This is a genomic window from Gilliamella sp. B2772, from assembly GCF_026536985.1.
Lineage (GTDB): Bacteria > Pseudomonadota > Gammaproteobacteria > Enterobacterales > Orbaceae > Gilliamella > Gilliamella apicola_E.
The window spans coordinates 60,404-78,558 of record NZ_JAFNNB010000003.1 but is presented as its reverse complement, the minus strand read 5'-3'; the positions used below and the strand labels follow the sequence as shown (position 1 = coordinate 78,558).

Below are 18,155 nucleotides of genomic sequence, written 5' to 3'. Positions count from 1 at the left end.
GAGGTAACAAATGGCTAATGCAAAAGAGATTAGAACGAAAATTGCCAGTATCCAAAGTACGCAAAAGATCACCAAAGCGATGGAAATGGTAGCCAACTCTAAAATGCGTAAAACGCAGGACAGAATGGCTGCTAGTCGTCCATATGCTGAAATGATTCGTGAAGTAATTGGACATTTAGCGTTAGCTCAAATAGGCGCCAAACATCCCTATTTAGAAGAAAGAGATGTAAAGCGAGTTGGCTATCTTATCATATCAACCGATCGTGGTTTATGTGGTGGATTAAATATCAATCTTTTCAAAACTGTCATTGCTGATATGTCAGCATGGCAAGAGAAAGGTGTTGAAGCAGATGTGGCTTTAATTGGTTCACGTGGGGTATCGTTTTTCTCTTCAGTAAAAACGAATATTTTAACCCAAGTAACTAATTTAGGTGACGAACCCACTTTATCTGATTTAATTGGTCCGGTAAAAACAATGCTTGAGGCATATGACAACGGTAAAATTGATAAATTATATATAGTAACCAATAAATTTATTAATACCATGTCGCAAAAGCCGACAATACAGCAATTATTACCATTACCACATTCAGAAGATAAAGAGCTAAAAGCTTCATCATGGGATTATATTTATGAGCCAGATGCAAAATCATTATTAGATGTGATTTTACGTCGTTATATTGAATCACAAGTCTATCAAGCGGTGGTTGACAATTTAGCGAGTGAACAAGCAGCAAGAATGGTGGCCATGAAAGCAGCAACCGATAACGGAGCAAATTTAATTAATGAATTACAAATTGTGTATAACAAAGCACGTCAAGGTGCGATTACCAACGAATTAATTGATATTGTATCGGGTGCAGCTGCTGTTTCAGGTTAGTGCTAAATATTGGCTTATAGTTAAGAAAAAGACGTAGAGGAATAAAAATGGCTACTGGAAAGATTGTCCAGATCATCGGTGCGGTGGTTGATGTCGAATTCCCAGAAGATGCAGTACCAAAGGTATATGATGCATTAGAAGTGGAAACTGGCACTGAAAAATTAGTTCTGGAAGTTCAGCAACAATTAGGTGGTGGCGTTGTATGTTGTATTGCAATGGGCTCATCTGATGGTTTAAGACGTGGACTTAAAGTAGTAAATACAGGTCACGGCATAGAAGTTCCTGTGGGAACAAAAACACTTGGCCGAATTATGAACGTACTTGGTGATCCTGTTGATAAAGCAGGTCCTATTGGTGAAGAAGAGCGTTGGGCGATTCACCGTGCAGCACCAACATACGAAGAGTTGGCTAACTCAACAGAATTACTTGAAACCGGTATCAAAGTTATCGACTTAATTTGTCCATTTGCAAAAGGTGGTAAAGTTGGTCTATTTGGTGGTGCGGGTGTGGGTAAAACCGTTAACATGATGGAATTAATTCGTAACATCGCGATCGAGCACTCAGGTTACTCAGTATTTACTGGTGTGGGTGAACGTACTCGTGAAGGTAACGACTTCTATCATGAAATGAAAGAATCAAACGTACTTGATAAAGTATCGTTAGTTTATGGTCAGATGAATGAGCCACCAGGGAACCGTTTACGCGTAGCGTTAACTGGCTTAACCATGGCGGAAAAATTCCGTGACGAAGGTAAAGACGTACTATTATTTATCGATAATATTTACCGTTATACCTTAGCCGGTACCGAAGTATCTGCACTATTAGGTCGTATGCCATCTGCGGTAGGTTACCAACCGACATTAGCAGAAGAGATGGGGTTATTACAAGAACGTATCACCTCAACTAAAACCGGTTCAATTACCTCAATCCAAGCAGTATACGTACCAGCCGATGACTTAACTGACCCATCGCCGGCAACAACCTTTGCTCACTTGGATGCAACAATCGTATTAAGTCGTCAAATCGCATCATTAGGGATTTACCCAGCGGTTGACCCACTTGACTCAACAAGTCGTCAATTAGATCCACTTGTTGTTGGTCAAGAACATTACGATTGTGCTCGTGGCGTACAGTCAATTCTTCAACGCTATCAAGAATTAAAAGATATCATTGCAATTCTTGGTATGGATGAATTATCGGAAGATGATAAATTAACTGTTGCTCGAGCACGTAAGATTCAACGTTTCTTATCTCAACCATTCTTCGTTGCGGAAGTGTTCACTGGTTCACCAGGTAAATACGTACCATTAAAAGACACCATCAGTGCATTTAAAGGTATTATGAACGGTGATTATGACCATATTCCTGAACAGGCATTTTATATGGTTGGTTCAATCGACGAAGCGATTGAGAAAGCAAAATCTCTCTAAGAGATTTATAGAACGGAGAGAGCATTATGGCACTAACTTCCTATCAATTAGAAGTTGTTAGTGCTGAATCTCACCTTTTTTCAGGTGATGTTCAGCGAATCAGAGTCACAGGGCGAGAAGGTGAACTCGGAATTTATCCCGGTCACACTCCGTTACTGACCACTATAAAGCCGGGAATGGTCGGGATTGTAAAAGCCAATGGTGAAGAAGAGTTTATCTATCTATCAGGTGGTATTTTAGAAGTACAACCAACTTTGGTCACAATCTTAGCTGATACCGCTATTCGTGGTGAAGACTTAGATGAAGCAAGGGCGCAAGAAGCAGTAAGACAAGCACAAGAACACATTAATCACCCAAGCGATGATATGTCTTTTGCTCAAGCATCTGCTGAACTGTCAAAAGCCTTAGCAAAAATACGTGTTATCGAGTTAACGCGTCGTATGGGTCAATAAAATATACGTTGATCATTCAACAAAGCAATAAAGGTTACAAATTAATAAATTGTAGCCTTTTTTATTAGCGACTTAATCGCATCATTTGATAACGAAAAAACACAACTTTCCCCTTCAAAAACCCCGTTCCTCAACTTTTTTTACAAAAGTGAGTGGATATTATAAGAATAATTACGATATAAAAAACACAGCCTATACGTAACTGGATTTATTAATAACAATCGGCGATAATCAATTTAATTATATTAAAACTAATGTAACCATGTTTACTATTTATCATTCTAATCAAGTCGATTTACTCAAATCATTAGTCAGCGAATTAATGCGCAGAGACCCCTTAGAGCAAGTGTTTACACCTGATATGGTCATTGTGCAAAGCCAAGGGATGGCGCAGTGGTTACAAATTGAATTGGCTAACGATCTTGGTATTGTGGCTAATGTTGATTTTCCCTTTCCGAGTCAATTTATTTGGCAGTTATACCAAGCCCTTCTGCCTGAGGCACCAATTGAAAATAGTTATAATGTCGAATCAATGACTTGGCGTTTATATTATCTATTGCCAAAAATTATTGAGCGGCCAGAATTTGAAACAATAAAATTTTATCTTAATATTGATAAAGAAGAACGAAAACAGTACCAATTAGCAACTCGCATAGCAAAATTATTTGACCAGTATTTAGTTTATCGCCCGGACTGGCTAGCCAAATGGGAAGCCAATCAAACAGTAACTGAATTAAACAACCACCCGGATGAGAAGTGGCAAGCGGAATTATGGCGTCAACTCATCTCGATTAGCCAACCCTATCATCGTGCTAACATTTATCAACAAATGTTAGAGATTATGTTAGATAGTGACTTTGATCGCGCCCGATTAAACAATTTACCTAAGCGGATTTATATTTTTGGCATCACCTCTTTGCCCCCAATTTATCTATCACTATTATCCGCACTTGGACAACATATAGACGTTCACCTCATGTTTAACAACCCTTGTAAATGGTATTGGGGAGATATTGTTGAAATATCGGATACACAAAACCCACTACTGACATCGTGGGGAAAATTGGGACGAGATAACCTATTTTTATTGCAAGAGTTTCAAAATAAGCAGGATATTGATCTCTTTGTCGACAATGAACGTAATTGTCTATTACATGCTATTCAGCAAGATATTTTAGAGCTCTACCGTGAAGCACCAGTAGATGAAATCGATAACCAAGATAGATCGATAACATTTCATGCTTGTCATAGCGAACAGCGGGAAGTCGAAGTACTTTATGATTATCTATTATCGGCATTTGATGCCGATCCAACACTGGAATTACGTGATTGTATTGTCATGGTTTCAGATATTGATAAGTATGTACCTTATATTCGATCCGTATTTGGAAATGCTGAAGGACAACGTCATTTACCATTTACCATTTCCGATCAAAAAGCGCGTAACATCGATCCCATTGTGCAAGGATTTTTTGCTATCTTAAACTTTACTGAAAGCCGCTTTACTGCCGAAGAGTTATTTAACCTGCTAGAAATCCCAGCAATTGCTGAAAAATTTACCATAAGTGAGCCACAACTAACTTTATTACATACTTGGATTATTGAGTCTGGTATTCGTTTTGGTCTCGAAAATGCTCACAGTTGGCTATTTGGTATTGAGCGCTTACTACTTGGTTATACCATGAATAGTGAACAAGGTGGCTGGCAACAGATATTACCTTATGATGGGGCTACAGGATTAGATGCCGAATTAATTGGCCAATTAGCAGAATTTATAAAATCTGTACGTAAATGGCTAAATATTTTAAGTGAAGACAAACCGTTATCTGAATGGCAAAGTTGCTGTATTGAGCTTATCAATGACTTCTTTGTTAGCAATACATCGCGTGAATCAATTTTACTCATGATCCAAGAAGAGTGGGAAAAACTGATTAGCAGTGGTTTAAATGCCAATTTTACCGACAATATTTCGATAACCGTCTTACATGATGCTATGCAAACCCGATTGGAACAAAGCCACTTAGCGCATCGATTCTTAGTTGGTAAAATAAACTTTTGTACTATGATGCCAATGCGTTCTATTCCGTTTAAATTGGTTTGCTTATTAGGTATGAACGATGGTGACTACCCAAGAACATCATTACCTTTAGATTTTGATTTAATTGCACAAAATCCAAGACGCGGCGATCGTAGTCGACGTATTGATGATCGTTATCTATTTTTAGAAGCTATTTTATCGGCACAAAATCAACTCTATATCAGTTATATTGGCCGTGATATGAAAGATGATAGCGAACGTTATCCATCGATATTGGTTGATGAACTTTGGGATTATATTGTGCAGTATTATGCAACGGATGAAAATTCCACTAAAAAAAATCATCTAATAGATAAATTAAAAACATTGCATACCCGCACCCCATTTAATCCGCTAAATTTCTTAAATGAGCCAAGAAGTTATGCCGATGAGTGGTTACCAGCAGCGTTAAAAGCAGGGGAAAGCCAATCATTTATCAGTGATATCACCAATATGGTTGTTGATAACATCAAATTGGATGAACTAAAGCGATTTTATCAACACTCTATTCGATTCTTTTTACAAAAACGCTTTAATTTTTATATCAATTATTTAGATGATACATTACCCGATGCTGAAAACTTTAGCCTAGATAGCTTGAAACGCTATCAACTCAATTTACAGATTCTAAATGAGATGATCACTAAGGACTCAACTGATAATTTGTATCAACGCCTGACATTGACGGGTGAATTACCAGATGGTTTTTTTGGTGAGATTATTTATGATGAACAATGTGAATTATTACAGCCATTAGCTAACAAAATCCTTAAAGAGCGAACCGATCTTTCAACGTCAGAGGTGAATTTAACCATTTCGATAAATAAACAACATTATCAATTACAAGGATGGTTAACTCATATTCAACAAGATGGCATTTTAACTTGGCGACCGACTAATCTCTCTATTCGTGATGGTATATCATTATGGATTGACCATTTAATTTATTGTATTTTAAATACAGATAAAAGCCAAAGTCGATTATATGGGCGAGAAGACAATCAATGGCGTTTTTCACACATTGATGCTAACCAAGCTTTAGCAATATTAACTGATTTGGTTGACGGTTATATACAAGGTATTAATCAACCGATGTTGTTACCATTACAAAGTGCATGGAGTTGGTTAATTACCGCATATAATCCAAAAACAGCAGAAATTGAGCCGAGTGAAAAAGCTATCAGTAAATTATTAAATGCATGGCAAGGTGGACAATTTCACTCCGCTGAATGTGATAGTTATTACGCAAGATTATACCCTGAGTTGAACAATGAATTAATTGAGCAAATAATCCATCTTGCTCAGCGATTTTTATTACCGGTATTATTACATCAAGTCGAAGAATAGGAGGCATTATGTTTATTGATACACATTGCCATTTCAATTTTCCTGCTTTTGTTACCGATTTAGATAATTCAATCAACCACATTCGCCAAGCTCAGATTACTGGTTTAATTATTCCGGCCGTATGTGCCGATCATTTTAGCGAAATTTTGCAACTCAGCGGACAGTATCATGAACTTTATGCTGCACTTGGCCTACATCCTATATATCAACACTCCCCTACTGACCTTGAAATATTAGTAGATAAAGTTAGTACTCACTCAAAAAAAATAGTCGCTATTGGCGAAATCGGTTTGGATCGTTATGACAACTCGATTGCGTGGCAACAGCAACTTGATTTTTTTCGAGCACAATTGAGTATAGCCAAGCGCTTTGATTTACCGGTTTTAATCCATTCCCGCAAAACACACGATGTTATCTATCATGAATTACATCAAGCCAATTTACCCTATCGTGGCGTGATCCACGGTTTTTCTGGAAGTTATCAACAAGCCATGCAATTTGTTAAATTAGGCTATTACATTGGTGTGGGTGGCGTAATAAGCTATGCGCGAGCCAATAAAACTCGTCAAACCATCGCCAAATTACCGCTCGAAAGTTTAGTGTTAGAAACCGATGCACCTGACATGCCGTTAAGTGGCCGGCAAGGACAAATCAATCGACCAGAAAATATTGTCGATATTTTTAAGATTCTTTGTCAATTACGTCCTGAAAATCCGATAGAAATACGCGACACAATTCTAACAAATACCTTGACGCTATTTAATAGAATCAATAAAATGGAAAGACTAAATCAAACTTAACCATATAATTATTAAAAAATTATTCAGCCACAAGGTGGTGCTTATGTCTCGACGCTATAGTCAGTTATTTGTGCAATCCCTTATTTCACTTACTCGATTATTTCCTCTATGGGCAGTGCTTTGCGCAATAATCGCCTATTTTTTACCTAACGCATTCCTTCCAATTCGCCCTCATACATCACAACTATTAATGTTTGTCATGTTTACCATGGGCGTAACGTTAAGTATTGATGATTTTAAACGCGTCGTTACCAAACCTAAAGCGGTAATAATTTGCACCCTACTGCATTATATTGTTATGCCACTAACCGCATTGATCTTATCTAAATTATTTACCATGCGACCTGAGTTATTAGTTGGCATGGTTTTAGTTGGTAGTGTTGCGAGTGGAACCGCCTCGAATGTAATGATTTATCTAGCTAAGGGTGATGTGGCTTTATCAGTCACCATCTCATCAGTATCAACACTTGTTGGTGTCGTGGTCACCCCACTACTTACACTACTATTAGTCGGCACCACTGTTGAAGTACCTGTATGGGATATGTTAGTGCATATTGTCCAAATCGTACTTGTTCCAATATTATTGGGATTAATTGTTCATCACTTTTTATATTCAGTAGTAAAAAAATGTGAGCGCTTCCTACCATTACTCTCAATGTTATGTATTTTATTAATTATTTGCATAGTTGTAGCGGGTAGTCATGCGCTCATTGGTCAAGTCGGTATAATGGTCATTTTTGCAGTAATCATCCATAATGGAATTGGTTTGTTAGGTGGTTATTGGGGAGGACGTTTATTTGGATTTGATGAATCGACCTGCCGAACCATGTCTTTAGAAGTGGGAATGCAAAACTCAGCATTAGCTGCAACACTGGGTACCACCTATTTTTCAGCTTTATCAGCACTGCCAGCTGCGGTATTTTCTGTTTGGCACAATATTTCTGGCTCACTCTTGGCGGGTTATTGGCAAGGCAAACCGGTTAAAGATAAGAAAAAAGCTAATAATTAATTATCATAAAATAGCATTCATGGGCTCTCTTACCCAATCATAAAGGTAAGAGAGCATAATCTTAGCGCTAAGCATATCGTTCGTGCAATTTAATAATATTAGGCTGAATAAAATGAATCGCGAATTACCTCCTTTTGTCTATCGAATATTACCTTGGATTGCAGCCTTTGCTTTTTTTATGCAATCGCTTGATACCTCGATTTTAAATACTGCGCTGCCAACCATGGCTAAAGATCTCAATGAATCGCCATTAAATATGCAATCAGCGGTAATTTGTTACGCATTAACCTTGGCACTATTTATTCCGGTAAGTGGGTTTTTATCTGACAAATTTGGTACCAAAAACGTGTTTGTCATGGCGGTCGCACTCTTTACATTAGGATCATTGCTTTGTGCGCTATCTAATTCGTTAATATTCTTAGATATATCAAGAGTAATTCAAGGCATTGGTGGCTCAATGATGGTCCCCGTTTCCCGTTTGGTTTTAATTAAGGCATTTAAACGTAATGAGTTTTTATCCGCATTAAATACTGCCACCATTCCCGGATTAATTGGACCGGTACTCGGACCTGTTTTAGGTGGTTATTTGGTTGATATGGTAAGTTGGCATTGGGTCTTTTTGATTAATTTGCCCATTGGTATTTTAGGCGTGCTTGTCAGCTTAAAATATATGCCGAACCTAAAAGGTGAACATATGCCTTTTGACGCATTTGGATTTATTTTTATTGTTATAACCTTCATCAGCGCGACGCTGAGTATTGAATGTTTAAATGAAGGTCAACAATATTATTTACCGCTATCGCTTGCTATTATTAGCATCGTATTTCTCTTTATTTATCGTAGCTACGCCCAAAAGAGACAAGCACCGCTGTTTCCACTCTCATTATTCAATATCCGTACATTCAAAATTGGCATTATCGGGAATTTAGTTTGTCGCTTAGGTATTTCAGGTGTACCTTTTCTTATTCCGTTATTTTTACAGGTTGGATTTGGCTATTCAGCCATGTTTGCCGGAATGATGTTAGTACCAATGGCGATCGCTTCAATTTTTACGCGATTTTTTATTACCAAATTATTGGCTCGATTAGGCTATCGTTTTGTGTTGGTTGCAAATACTATTTTAGCGGGAATATTGATTCTTTTACTGTCATTATTAAATTTAACCACACCACTAGTCATATTAGGTATTTTACTATTTTGTATTGGTGGCGTTAACTCAATGCAATTTACCTCAATGAATAGTATAACTTTAGCTAACCTACAAGGCGAAAACACTAGCAGTGGCAATAGTTTAATGGCGGTCAATCAACAATTAGCTATCAGTTTTGGTACTGGCTTTGGTGCGGTATTGGTTAGATTATTTAGCAACTCAACAACGACTATTCACGCATTTCAGCTATCCTTTGTTATACTAGGTGTGGTAACTATGCTATCAAGCATAATCTTTGCTCAATTAACAAAAGAAGATGGTCAAAATTTAACGGCTCGGCACTAAACAACAAGGAGATAACAATATGTTTCAGTATCAAATCATTCCCGTTACAGCTTTTCAAGAAAACTGTAGCATTATTTGGTGTGATGAAACAAATCAAGCCGCATTTATCGACCCAGGTGGTGAGCCAGAACTACTAAAAAAAGCAGTTGAAAAGCTTAATGTAGATATTAAACAAATACTGGTTACCCACGGTCATTTAGATCATGTTGGTGCAGCGGTGGAATTAGCTAAACACTATAACGTTAAAATTATTGGACCTAGCCAAGAAGATGAATTTTTACTGTCAGGCTTACCACAACAATGCATACAATTTGGTTTTCCTCATATTGATAGCTTTTTACCCGATCGCTGGTTAACCGAAGGTGAACAAATAAAAGTAGGAAATGTCACTTTAGATGTTTTATTCTGCCCAGGTCATACTCCGGGTCATATCGTATTTATTAACAAACAAGATAAAATTGCGTTTGTGGGTGATGTGCTGTTCAAAAGCAGTATTGGACGAACCGACTTTCCTCGCGGAAATCATGCAGATCTGATCTCATCAATTACCCATAAACTCTTTCCATTAGGCGACGATTTTATCTTTGTACCTGGTCATGGCCCGATGTCGAGCTTTGGTAATGAACGAATGACTAACCCTTACTTAGTATAACGTCACTATTTGTTTAAATAGATTAAAGAATAATGTAAACATTTTTAAAACAAAAAAGTTTACATTATAAATTTTTGTATTATTATTGCACTACTGTTTATCTTTTAATGGTAGAAAATAATGAAACTCACAACATATTATCCAACTTATATCAATACACTATTTAACTTATCATCTTGGCAACGCAAACTGTGTGCAACTACAGGGGCGGCCCTACTGCTAGGGTTAGCAGCTAATATCAGTATTCCCACCTACCCAGTACCATTCACACTTCAATCGTTAGCCGTATTGTTAATTGGCGCTTTTTTAGGTCGTAAACTAGGTGCATTAACCATACTTCAATATCTCTTTTTAGGTGCAATGGGATTACCACTATTCGCTAACGGTAGCGGTGGAATTATGGCATTAGCTTCACCGTCATCAGGTTATTTGTATGGTTATATATTTAGTGCTTATTTAGCCGGTTTTGCTGCCGAAAAAGGATACGATCGTCACTTTATTTTAGGTTTAATTGCCTTCGCTTGTGCACATCAACTCTTATTTGTATTTGGTGTCGTTTATCTAATGGGATATATGCATATTTCACTTATCGAAGCACTAAAAGTCGGCTACTTACCTTTTGTTGGTGTTGATGCAGCTAAATTTATTATTGCAACTTGCGTAATGTTCTCATTATGGCGCCACCACGCACGCAAATAACCATGCAAATTGGCGATATTATTTTCCAAGCCCAGAATGAAGAAAGCGAATTCAATACCGCAGTGACGCATTCTGGTGCCGACACGGATGAAATAATCAAACAGATAAACCATGTTGGGTTATATGTTGGTAATAATATCGTCATAGAAGCCACTCAACAGCATGGCGTGATTCAACAACCCCTTAATGACTTTTTAGCGAGGGCTAAATATAATCTGATCGCAACCATTTATGATGATTCAGTCATAAAAAATGCAATAACCCGAGTTAAAACGTGTTTAGGATTGCCCTATAACCATAGTTTCCGTGCTGAAGATGAAGGATTTTACTGTAGCGAATTAATTACTTATGCCTTTAAATACCCATCAGGTGAAGACTATTTTCAGCGCTATCCAATGAATTTCAAAGATTCTGCGACTGGTCAAATTATTCCTTATTGGATCAAATACTACCAAAAACAACCCATCCCGCAAGGCGAACTTGGCTCACACCCTCAGCAATTACTTAGACAAAAAGCCTTATTCAAAACAATCGTGAATCATCATAAATGCGTTAAAAATACAGTTAAAAAAATTTAACAGTTGACATGGGGCGATTAAATCTATAATATGCGCGCTACATTTCGGTTCCTCCATAGTTCAGTCGGTAGAACGGCGGACTGTTAATCCGTATGTCACAGGTTCAAGTCCTGTTGGAGGAGCCAACTTTCCACTTCATCTCATATCTATACGTCTCTATTTGATTATAAATCAATATATTATATTTTTTAGTATACCGCTCATCCATATACATCTATCAATTTTTCTATCAATTCAATATTTTTTCGGGTTTAAATGCGGGTCAGCAAAAATGCTCTTTTTTTTCAAATAAGAAGTAAAGCGATACTTTGAGGATCGCTTTCGATTGCTGCATGATAATCTATCTCTCGGAAGAAAAGAACAAATTAGAAGATTTAAATTCTATTCGTTATAGTTAAAATAAGTTATAAGTAAGGTTTTGTTTTTTAATACTCTACCACCAATCAGGTATGGGTAATTCCTGAAATTCTCTCCATTCCTTACTAAATAAATTATTTAATGCATTATCTGGATTTTCACCTATAATCAGAACACTTCCATCATATAAAGAATATATTTTTTTATTTTCGTCTATGATTAAATAAGATGTTCCATCAATATTTCCTATAGGAATTGAATTTTTAGAACCTATTATTTTAGGGTAATCATTTATAATAACTTCATCATAATCATAACTTACTGGAGTATATATATTAAAATCAATTACTCTATCGTTTCCTTTTACCTTAATATCAATATACAATTGCCCATATTCTTTATAAAAAGAAACAAAAGAATCTGATATGATATAGCCTTTAATTGCTAAAAATTCTATTTCTTTTTTATTTTTTTCTCTCTCCCTAATTCCCATCCTGCTTTTTTTAATATTTCTATCGTTTCCTTTGTTTTCATCAGATTTTATTTATCCCTTATTAAACACAAAATAAAATTAATCTATACCAAATATTTTTTTCAATATATCAATTCTTTGCCCAGTCAATTCTTTTGTAGAAAATGAAGTGTTTTTTAATTTTTCATTTAAATAATCCAATCCTTTTTTTGTTGTCAAAATATTTTTATAAAAAGAGGGATCTTTATCAAAAATACCTTCATGTAATATTAATTTATCTTGTTCTAACTCATCAAGTAACCTAGTTGGACTCGCTATACTTCCAATATGTAGAAACATTCTCTCAAACTGGTAACTAGATTCTATTTTTCGAAGTTTACTCATAAATTTTTCTATTTCTGCAAAATTTTGTAATTATTTCATCATTAACAATGGTCCCACAAATTTGCGTTCGACAAGCTCACCGTCTTTATAGGTTTCTGTGTACAAAAGTTTGCCTTTTTTGCGAGTGGATAAGATGGGTTCATTCAGTTCATTATGTTCTAATTGATGACATTTCCAAATACCAACAGGCAGGCCATTTTTGTATTCCGATTCGAGATAAATATAACCGATACCTAAAGGCGCATATTTACTGCCTGTTATCTCGATCCATACCCCCTCGCGAGTATGGTTTTGAACTAAACCTTCCTCTGTATCATTAAGATCTGTATTTTGAAAAGAACCATTAGTATCATAATAGCGGATGAATTTGCCTTGGGGTGTCAGTTGGTATGTTCTTTTTTCATTAGCAGCACTGTCTGTCTCATCACTACCAAAATCCCTAATAATTATTTTCCCATTATCATAATAGAAAAATCGATAGCTTCTACCCAGATCATTTCCATATTCGTAAGTGGCTGCTAATTTATCCACAATTTGATCAGAGCTGATAGAGATAATGGATTGAAAAATAAGGTGTCTTCCATACTCGCAATGGTTGCATTCTAACTCAAGGTTCTCGGTGGTGAGTAGAAACAGATCAAACTGAGGAAAGCCGGCTATTTTTTCCACATGAACTGTAATCTTCTGGTTTAAAATATCGTTGATATTAAATGGGATATCATAGGAATCCTGAACAATCTGCTTTAAATTTTCTTGGGTTAAAGTAATCTTATAGGATTGTTCTGATTGGGACTGCTTATATAAATTCCTGGCTAATTCATCAAAAGCCTTTTCATTCCCCGAACGTTCACTTTCTGTTTCTGCATGTTGCCAATGTGTTGCAAAGGGATATAAAACATGTTTATCACCAATTGGCGGGCTGGCAAGCGGAGCTTGCATAATTTGGGTAATAAGATCGTCTTTTTTATTTTTATTAATCGGTTGGCTATTCGCTATTTGATTACTCATAAATAAGAGGGTTATACATGCTATTATCAATCTCATTGCCAATATTCCTTGTTTATTTTTTACAATGTTTCCCCCGTACTTTAAAAAACGCTTGTATAGAATAACGGGTGCAGTATATGAGTGCGGTTTTCAGAATTTATGGAGAGTATATACCTAATTTCAGATAATAGTGAATTTATTTCCGCTTTATTTTAGGTGAATTTTTAATTGATAAGTTACTATGAATATTAACAATTTCTGCCAATATATTTTTTTATTATCACGCATATTATGCACGGCAATCCATAGTGAAAAATCCTGAATAATTATATATCATTTAGTCGCAATAAATTGGTATATCATTATTCAGGATTTTTATGTTGATTTTCTATAAAACTATTTAAAACTAATTCTTTTTTAAAACTATAATTTTCTATTGCCTAATACGCCATATTTGAAGTAATCTTCCATACCTATATTATCCTCAGTATTATAATCAGCAGGTATAGGGCAGTCCAATATTTTGGTCTCAATTGGTAAAGGTTTTAATTTTATTTCCTTAGTGACTTCATAAATTTTTTCAATCTCAAAAAAAACATTTTCTTCATCAAATGTCCCCAAACAAATTCCATTTTTATTATTTTCTAATCGAACATCAATAGAATATACATATTTATTAGCAACGGGGAGCACATCTCTTAAAATGTCATTTTTATCATATAAGAGAATATAATAATTTTTATGATTATCTTTAATTTCAATGGGTCGAACATAATAAAACTCTGTATCAAGACCAAAAGTATCTGGAAGCAAATAGTCTTCATTATTAAGATTAAAAAGCTTGTCTAACTCTTTTGATTTAAAATAATCATTATTTCGATCATATTCTTCATAGACAAATTTTGTATCTATATATTGATTTTCGTAGGCATTACAACTGAATGGTAAAAAAATTGCTAAAAATAAACTAATCAAATAGTTTTTAATTTTAGTGCGGTTTATTTTCATTTTCATCATCTTCATCTTTGGTATTATAGGAATTTAGTCTAATTTTTGCCGATATATTTTTTTATTACCACGCATTTTATGCACTGCAATCCATAGTATAAAAATCTAGAATGGATAAATACCATTTATTATCTAATTGGGTTAGATAAAATATAAAAATATTTTTTTCATGATTCGGTATTATACCTGGAAAGTTTTCTATATAGACAACTTTAACTGTTTTAGGGGCTATTTTATCGGCAATGGCTTGATATTCCTCCCAAACAGGATTTTTTTCAAATTGATAGTGTTTTAGTTCCCAATGATAATAATCAAGCGCTATTTTTAATAGCCTCGATATTTTTTTCTTTTGAATTGGCATACAGACCTAGTTTAGTGACTTTTTCACTACATGGATCAAATGTAGGATATTGTTCATATTGTATTTTAGGATTGCCAGATATTGAAACCCCTAGCAATTCATCGTCTACCCATGACGGTATTGTATTTTCAGTTATCTTATTATTCGATTTAAATTGTTCAATTCTTCTCATTGTTGGGCTGGTACTTCCATTATATACAATGAAAAGACCTATATCTTTATTAATATATTGGTTAATTCCTTTAAAATTTTTTTTATTAAAAAAGTCAATAAGTTGATAAACCGTAGCATCAAAATGTGGGATTGTTTGAGTCACTGCTGATTGATTTTCTATTTTTTGACTACATGCTATATTAGCCAAAGACAATAGAATCAGTAATAATATTCTCATTTTAAAATTCCCATGTTTTTTAGTTGTTTATCTTTCTTTCGAACTTAAACTTCATTTGCCATCAAATTCAACTTTTCCTTGACTTATCCATTGATTATCTTTCCACTCGCCGTCACACATATCTACCCCTGACCTAACAACTTTTGAGTTTTTGATATCGATAATGATACATTGATAGTTTCCGTTTAGTTCCTCTGATGTTCCAACATAACCTTTGCTAATAGTATCCATTTCAACATAATGTTTATTTTCAGATATTTTAAAATCAATTGAATAAATACCTGCATATACGTCATCGTATCCTTCATATCCTTCGATTTTAGATATAACACCATTTCTACTTAGTCTTGGTTCTGAATAAAGTTTGTAATCTTTAATATAATTTAAGAAGATTAATTCTTCTTGATCGCTGATTTTTAGTTTATAGGCATAGCCTGATTGACCAGATAAATGCGTATCAGACTGCAGATCTATCTTAGGAGAAACCTTAGGAGTAGAAGAAGGAGGAGACTCTAAAAAAACCTCAGTAACTACGTAATCATATTCAATGGGAGTGACATGATCATCAGCTTGTTGACTCTCAATTTTTTGACTACACGCTATGTTAGCCAAAGACAATAGAATCAGTAATAATATTCTCATTTTAAAATTGTTTCCTTTTACTATTAAGTCGACTGACAGGAAAAGCAAAAAAATTTAAACCCCAAAAAGTAATATGTGGTAAAAATTGCTTCATAGGGTTTTCTCTTTTGTATTTTTACGTTTTAAAAAAAACAGTATAAGTAAAACTGAAATATAAAGAATTAAAGGAATCTTATAAATCATATCAATGATATTTTGTCCTATCATTTCATTTTCATCAGAAAACAAAACATAATAACTATTGTGACTTAAATAATTAATATAATTATAATTTTCAGAAAGAGGATTCAATTTTAGCGCCAAAAAGACAGTAGGATCATCCTTGCAAATAAGAATTTGGGTAAAACATTTAATTAATAGCAATAGTATTATTAAGATCTTTAATAATTTCATATTGTCATCCATTTATAATCTTATTGAACTGATTGAATTTCGACTTTAATTCGGGGATGTGCTTCATAGATATTAATTTTTCCCTATTCTTTTCTTCCAATAATATAATGATATTCAATATCTACCCAATTATTTTTTACAATATGTCTTTTTTCTACTTGATTAACTTTTGTACTTAGCTTATTTGCTTAATATTGTTTGAGATAATAGCGTAGCAATAGACGAAAATAACTTATTCCAAAATTGATTTGAATTTTAATGATTTCAGCCTTTTCTTCACCCACAAAAATGACAATAAACATGAAATTAGGTTTCCGATTGCCATAGAGATAAAAATGCCATTCATTCCCATTTTTTGAACATAGACTAAATATAGTCCTATAGAAAAAATAATGATCATTCTAATATAAAGGATAATTACCGCAGGTAGGGGTTTTCCTGTCGCTTGAAAGAATGATGCGATTATCCACGTTATTGCCATAAAACAAAAGGTAAATGATACGATTAGCACTTGTTTTCTGGCAAGATCAATCACTTCTGGTATTGAAGTAAATATTGAAAATAACCAAGGAGAAAGTAATACATAAAGTGCTGCAATGATGCTACATAATATCATTATTGTCCTTAAGCTTAGATTTAAAGCTTCTTTAATCCGATCAAGTTGATTACGTCCATAATTTTGCGAAATAAAGACCGTCATTGCACCAGCAATAGCAATCATCGGAATAACTAAAATCTGATCAATTCTCCCAACCAATGTCCATGCATTCATTGCATTTTCATCAAAGGTATTGGTGATCATTTTGTTATATGCAACGATAATGATATAAGTTGAGGCTGTCATTAAAAACTGAGGCAATCCAATTCGAATGATTTCTCTGGCAATTTTTCCGTTAAAGTGAGCAAGGTTAAATGTTAACGGAATTCTTGATTTTCCTTTGTGTATAAAGCGGATTAAATAAATAAAAGCCATAAATAACGATATTGTTGTAGCTAAACCTGCACCAGCCACCCCCACATCGAGTACAAATATCAATATCGGATCAAGTATGATATTGAGCGTTACCATAATCATAAATGATATTGCAGTAACATATGTCAGGCCTTCGCCAATAAGAATACCCCCATAAACCTGTAATAATATTATGAACAGTAAACCTGGAGCTAATGAATATAAAAACTGTAGACTATAGACTGTTGCTTCTAGGCTTAATTTATCACCTGATAATAAATTAATAATTTGTGGGCCAAAAGCATAACACATAATCATAAATGGCACGGTTAGCAGTAAAGCTATGACGACACCTGTAACACCCAGATTTTGATAATGATTAAATCGTTTTTCGCCGATCAATCGCCCCGTTGTAGTACTGAGTCCAACGGCTAAACCTGAGGCGATAGCTTCAAAGACAAAAAATAATGGAAATAAAAGACCGGTTCCCGACAACGGGGCTGAAGAAGTAGGATTGATCAATGAAATAAAATAGGTATTGATTATTAAGTAAGCATAATTTAATAAGTGACCAATGAGAATGGGAATCCCTATTTTTATAATTATTGGCATGATTGGACCTTCAAACATGCCTTTTTGCAATTTTTCTTGAAAATTTGACATAGATTTCTCTTTAAGTTTATTTTTTAAATAGTGATGTTATTTTTTCTCTAGCGCAAAAAAGCTTCTAATCGACATTTTATCGAGAGCAAAATATCCATTATATTTTTCACTTTATAGTACCTGCCC

Annotated in this window: 18 protein-coding genes and 1 tRNA gene; 11 read left to right on the top strand and 8 right to left on the bottom strand. The window is 34.7% G+C overall.

All coding sequences use genetic code 11. The features are described from left to right. Positions 1-10: 10 nt before the first annotated feature. The 11 genes from atpG (at position 11) to J3T98_RS08075 (ending at position 11,544) form a co-directional block, all read left to right on the top strand. On the top strand, positions 11-880 hold the full coding sequence (gene atpG, locus J3T98_RS08125; RefSeq protein ID WP_065563776.1) for a F0F1 ATP synthase subunit gamma: 870 nt from the start codon (positions 11-13) through the stop codon (positions 878-880). Positions 881-927: 47 nt separating this feature from the next. Then, positions 928-2,310 carry a F0F1 ATP synthase subunit beta gene (gene atpD / locus J3T98_RS08120; RefSeq protein ID WP_025314341.1) on the top strand — a complete coding sequence of 461 codons (1,383 nt, stop codon included), beginning with the start codon at positions 928-930 and terminating at the stop codon, positions 2,308-2,310. Positions 2,311-2,336: 26 nt separating this feature from the next. Continuing rightward, positions 2,337-2,762, top strand: a complete 426-nt coding sequence (locus J3T98_RS08115) for a F0F1 ATP synthase subunit epsilon (protein WP_065734998.1) — start codon at positions 2,337-2,339, stop codon at positions 2,760-2,762. Between the two features lie 262 nt (positions 2,763-3,024). Beyond that, positions 3,025-6,186 carry an exodeoxyribonuclease V subunit gamma gene (gene recC, locus J3T98_RS08110; protein ID WP_267362600.1) on the top strand — a complete coding sequence of 1,054 codons (3,162 nt, stop codon included), beginning with the start codon at positions 3,025-3,027 and terminating at the stop codon, positions 6,184-6,186. Positions 6,187-6,194: 8 nt separating this feature from the next. Beyond that, positions 6,195-6,986, top strand: coding sequence for a TatD family hydrolase (locus tag J3T98_RS08105; RefSeq protein WP_267362598.1), 792 nt, complete (start codon positions 6,195-6,197; stop codon positions 6,984-6,986). A 43-nt stretch (positions 6,987-7,029) separates the two neighbouring features. Beyond that, the gene (gene panS / locus J3T98_RS08100; RefSeq protein ID WP_267362596.1) at positions 7,030-7,995 is read left to right on the top strand and encodes a ketopantoate/pantoate/pantothenate transporter PanS; all 966 of its coding nucleotides are present in this window, start codon (positions 7,030-7,032) and stop codon (positions 7,993-7,995) included. Between the two features lie 112 nt (positions 7,996-8,107). Beyond that, a complete protein-coding gene (locus J3T98_RS08095; protein WP_267357751.1) occupies positions 8,108-9,490 on the top strand; it encodes an MFS transporter in 1,383 nt (460 codons plus the stop codon). Between the two features lie 19 nt (positions 9,491-9,509). Next, positions 9,510-10,142 (top strand): MBL fold metallo-hydrolase, encoded by a 633-nt coding sequence (locus tag J3T98_RS08090; protein WP_267362594.1) that lies wholly within the window; start codon positions 9,510-9,512, stop codon positions 10,140-10,142. 120 nt (positions 10,143-10,262) lie between these two features. Next, a complete protein-coding gene (locus J3T98_RS08085) occupies positions 10,263-10,841 on the top strand; it encodes a biotin transporter BioY (RefSeq protein ID WP_065633178.1) in 579 nt (192 codons plus the stop codon). Continuing rightward, positions 10,817-11,419 (top strand): YiiX/YebB-like N1pC/P60 family cysteine hydrolase, encoded by a 603-nt coding sequence (locus J3T98_RS08080; protein WP_267362593.1) that lies wholly within the window; start codon positions 10,817-10,819, stop codon positions 11,417-11,419. The genes J3T98_RS08085 and J3T98_RS08080 overlap by 25 nt, the downstream gene beginning before the upstream one ends. A gap of 49 nt (positions 11,420-11,468) precedes the next feature. After that, positions 11,469-11,544: transfer RNA gene (locus tag J3T98_RS08075), tRNA-Asn, on the top strand. Between the two features lie 308 nt (positions 11,545-11,852). Here the strand turns inward: J3T98_RS08075 and J3T98_RS08070 are convergent. The 8 genes from J3T98_RS08070 to J3T98_RS08035 form a co-directional block, all read right to left on the bottom strand. Beyond that, positions 11,853-12,269, bottom strand: coding sequence for an SUKH-3 domain-containing protein (locus J3T98_RS08070; protein WP_267362592.1), 417 nt, complete (start codon positions 12,267-12,269; stop codon positions 11,853-11,855). Between the two features lie 78 nt (positions 12,270-12,347). Continuing rightward, positions 12,348-12,632, bottom strand: coding sequence for a hypothetical protein (locus tag J3T98_RS08065; RefSeq protein WP_267362591.1), 285 nt, complete (start codon positions 12,630-12,632; stop codon positions 12,348-12,350). Positions 12,633-12,662: 30 nt separating this feature from the next. Then, the gene (locus J3T98_RS08060) at positions 12,663-13,640 is read right to left on the bottom strand and encodes a hypothetical protein (RefSeq protein WP_267362590.1); all 978 of its coding nucleotides are present in this window, start codon (positions 13,638-13,640) and stop codon (positions 12,663-12,665) included. A 402-nt stretch (positions 13,641-14,042) separates the two neighbouring features. Continuing rightward, positions 14,043-14,627, bottom strand: coding sequence for a hypothetical protein (locus tag J3T98_RS08055; protein ID WP_141673979.1), 585 nt, complete (start codon positions 14,625-14,627; stop codon positions 14,043-14,045). 76 nt (positions 14,628-14,703) lie between these two features. Next, the gene (locus J3T98_RS08050) at positions 14,704-14,988 is read right to left on the bottom strand and encodes a hypothetical protein (RefSeq protein ID WP_267362589.1); all 285 of its coding nucleotides are present in this window, start codon (positions 14,986-14,988) and stop codon (positions 14,704-14,706) included. Beyond that, positions 14,939-15,379, bottom strand: a complete 441-nt coding sequence (locus J3T98_RS08045) for a hypothetical protein (RefSeq protein WP_267362588.1) — start codon at positions 15,377-15,379, stop codon at positions 14,939-14,941. The genes J3T98_RS08050 and J3T98_RS08045 overlap by 50 nt, the downstream gene beginning before the upstream one ends. A 51-nt stretch (positions 15,380-15,430) precedes the next feature. Next, positions 15,431-16,021, bottom strand: a complete 591-nt coding sequence (locus J3T98_RS08040) for a hypothetical protein (RefSeq protein WP_220225343.1) — start codon at positions 16,019-16,021, stop codon at positions 15,431-15,433. Positions 16,022-16,646: 625 nt separating this feature from the next. Then, the gene (locus J3T98_RS08035; protein ID WP_267362587.1) at positions 16,647-18,029 is read right to left on the bottom strand and encodes an MATE family efflux transporter; all 1,383 of its coding nucleotides are present in this window, start codon (positions 18,027-18,029) and stop codon (positions 16,647-16,649) included. Between the last annotated feature and the right edge of the window lie 126 nt (positions 18,030-18,155).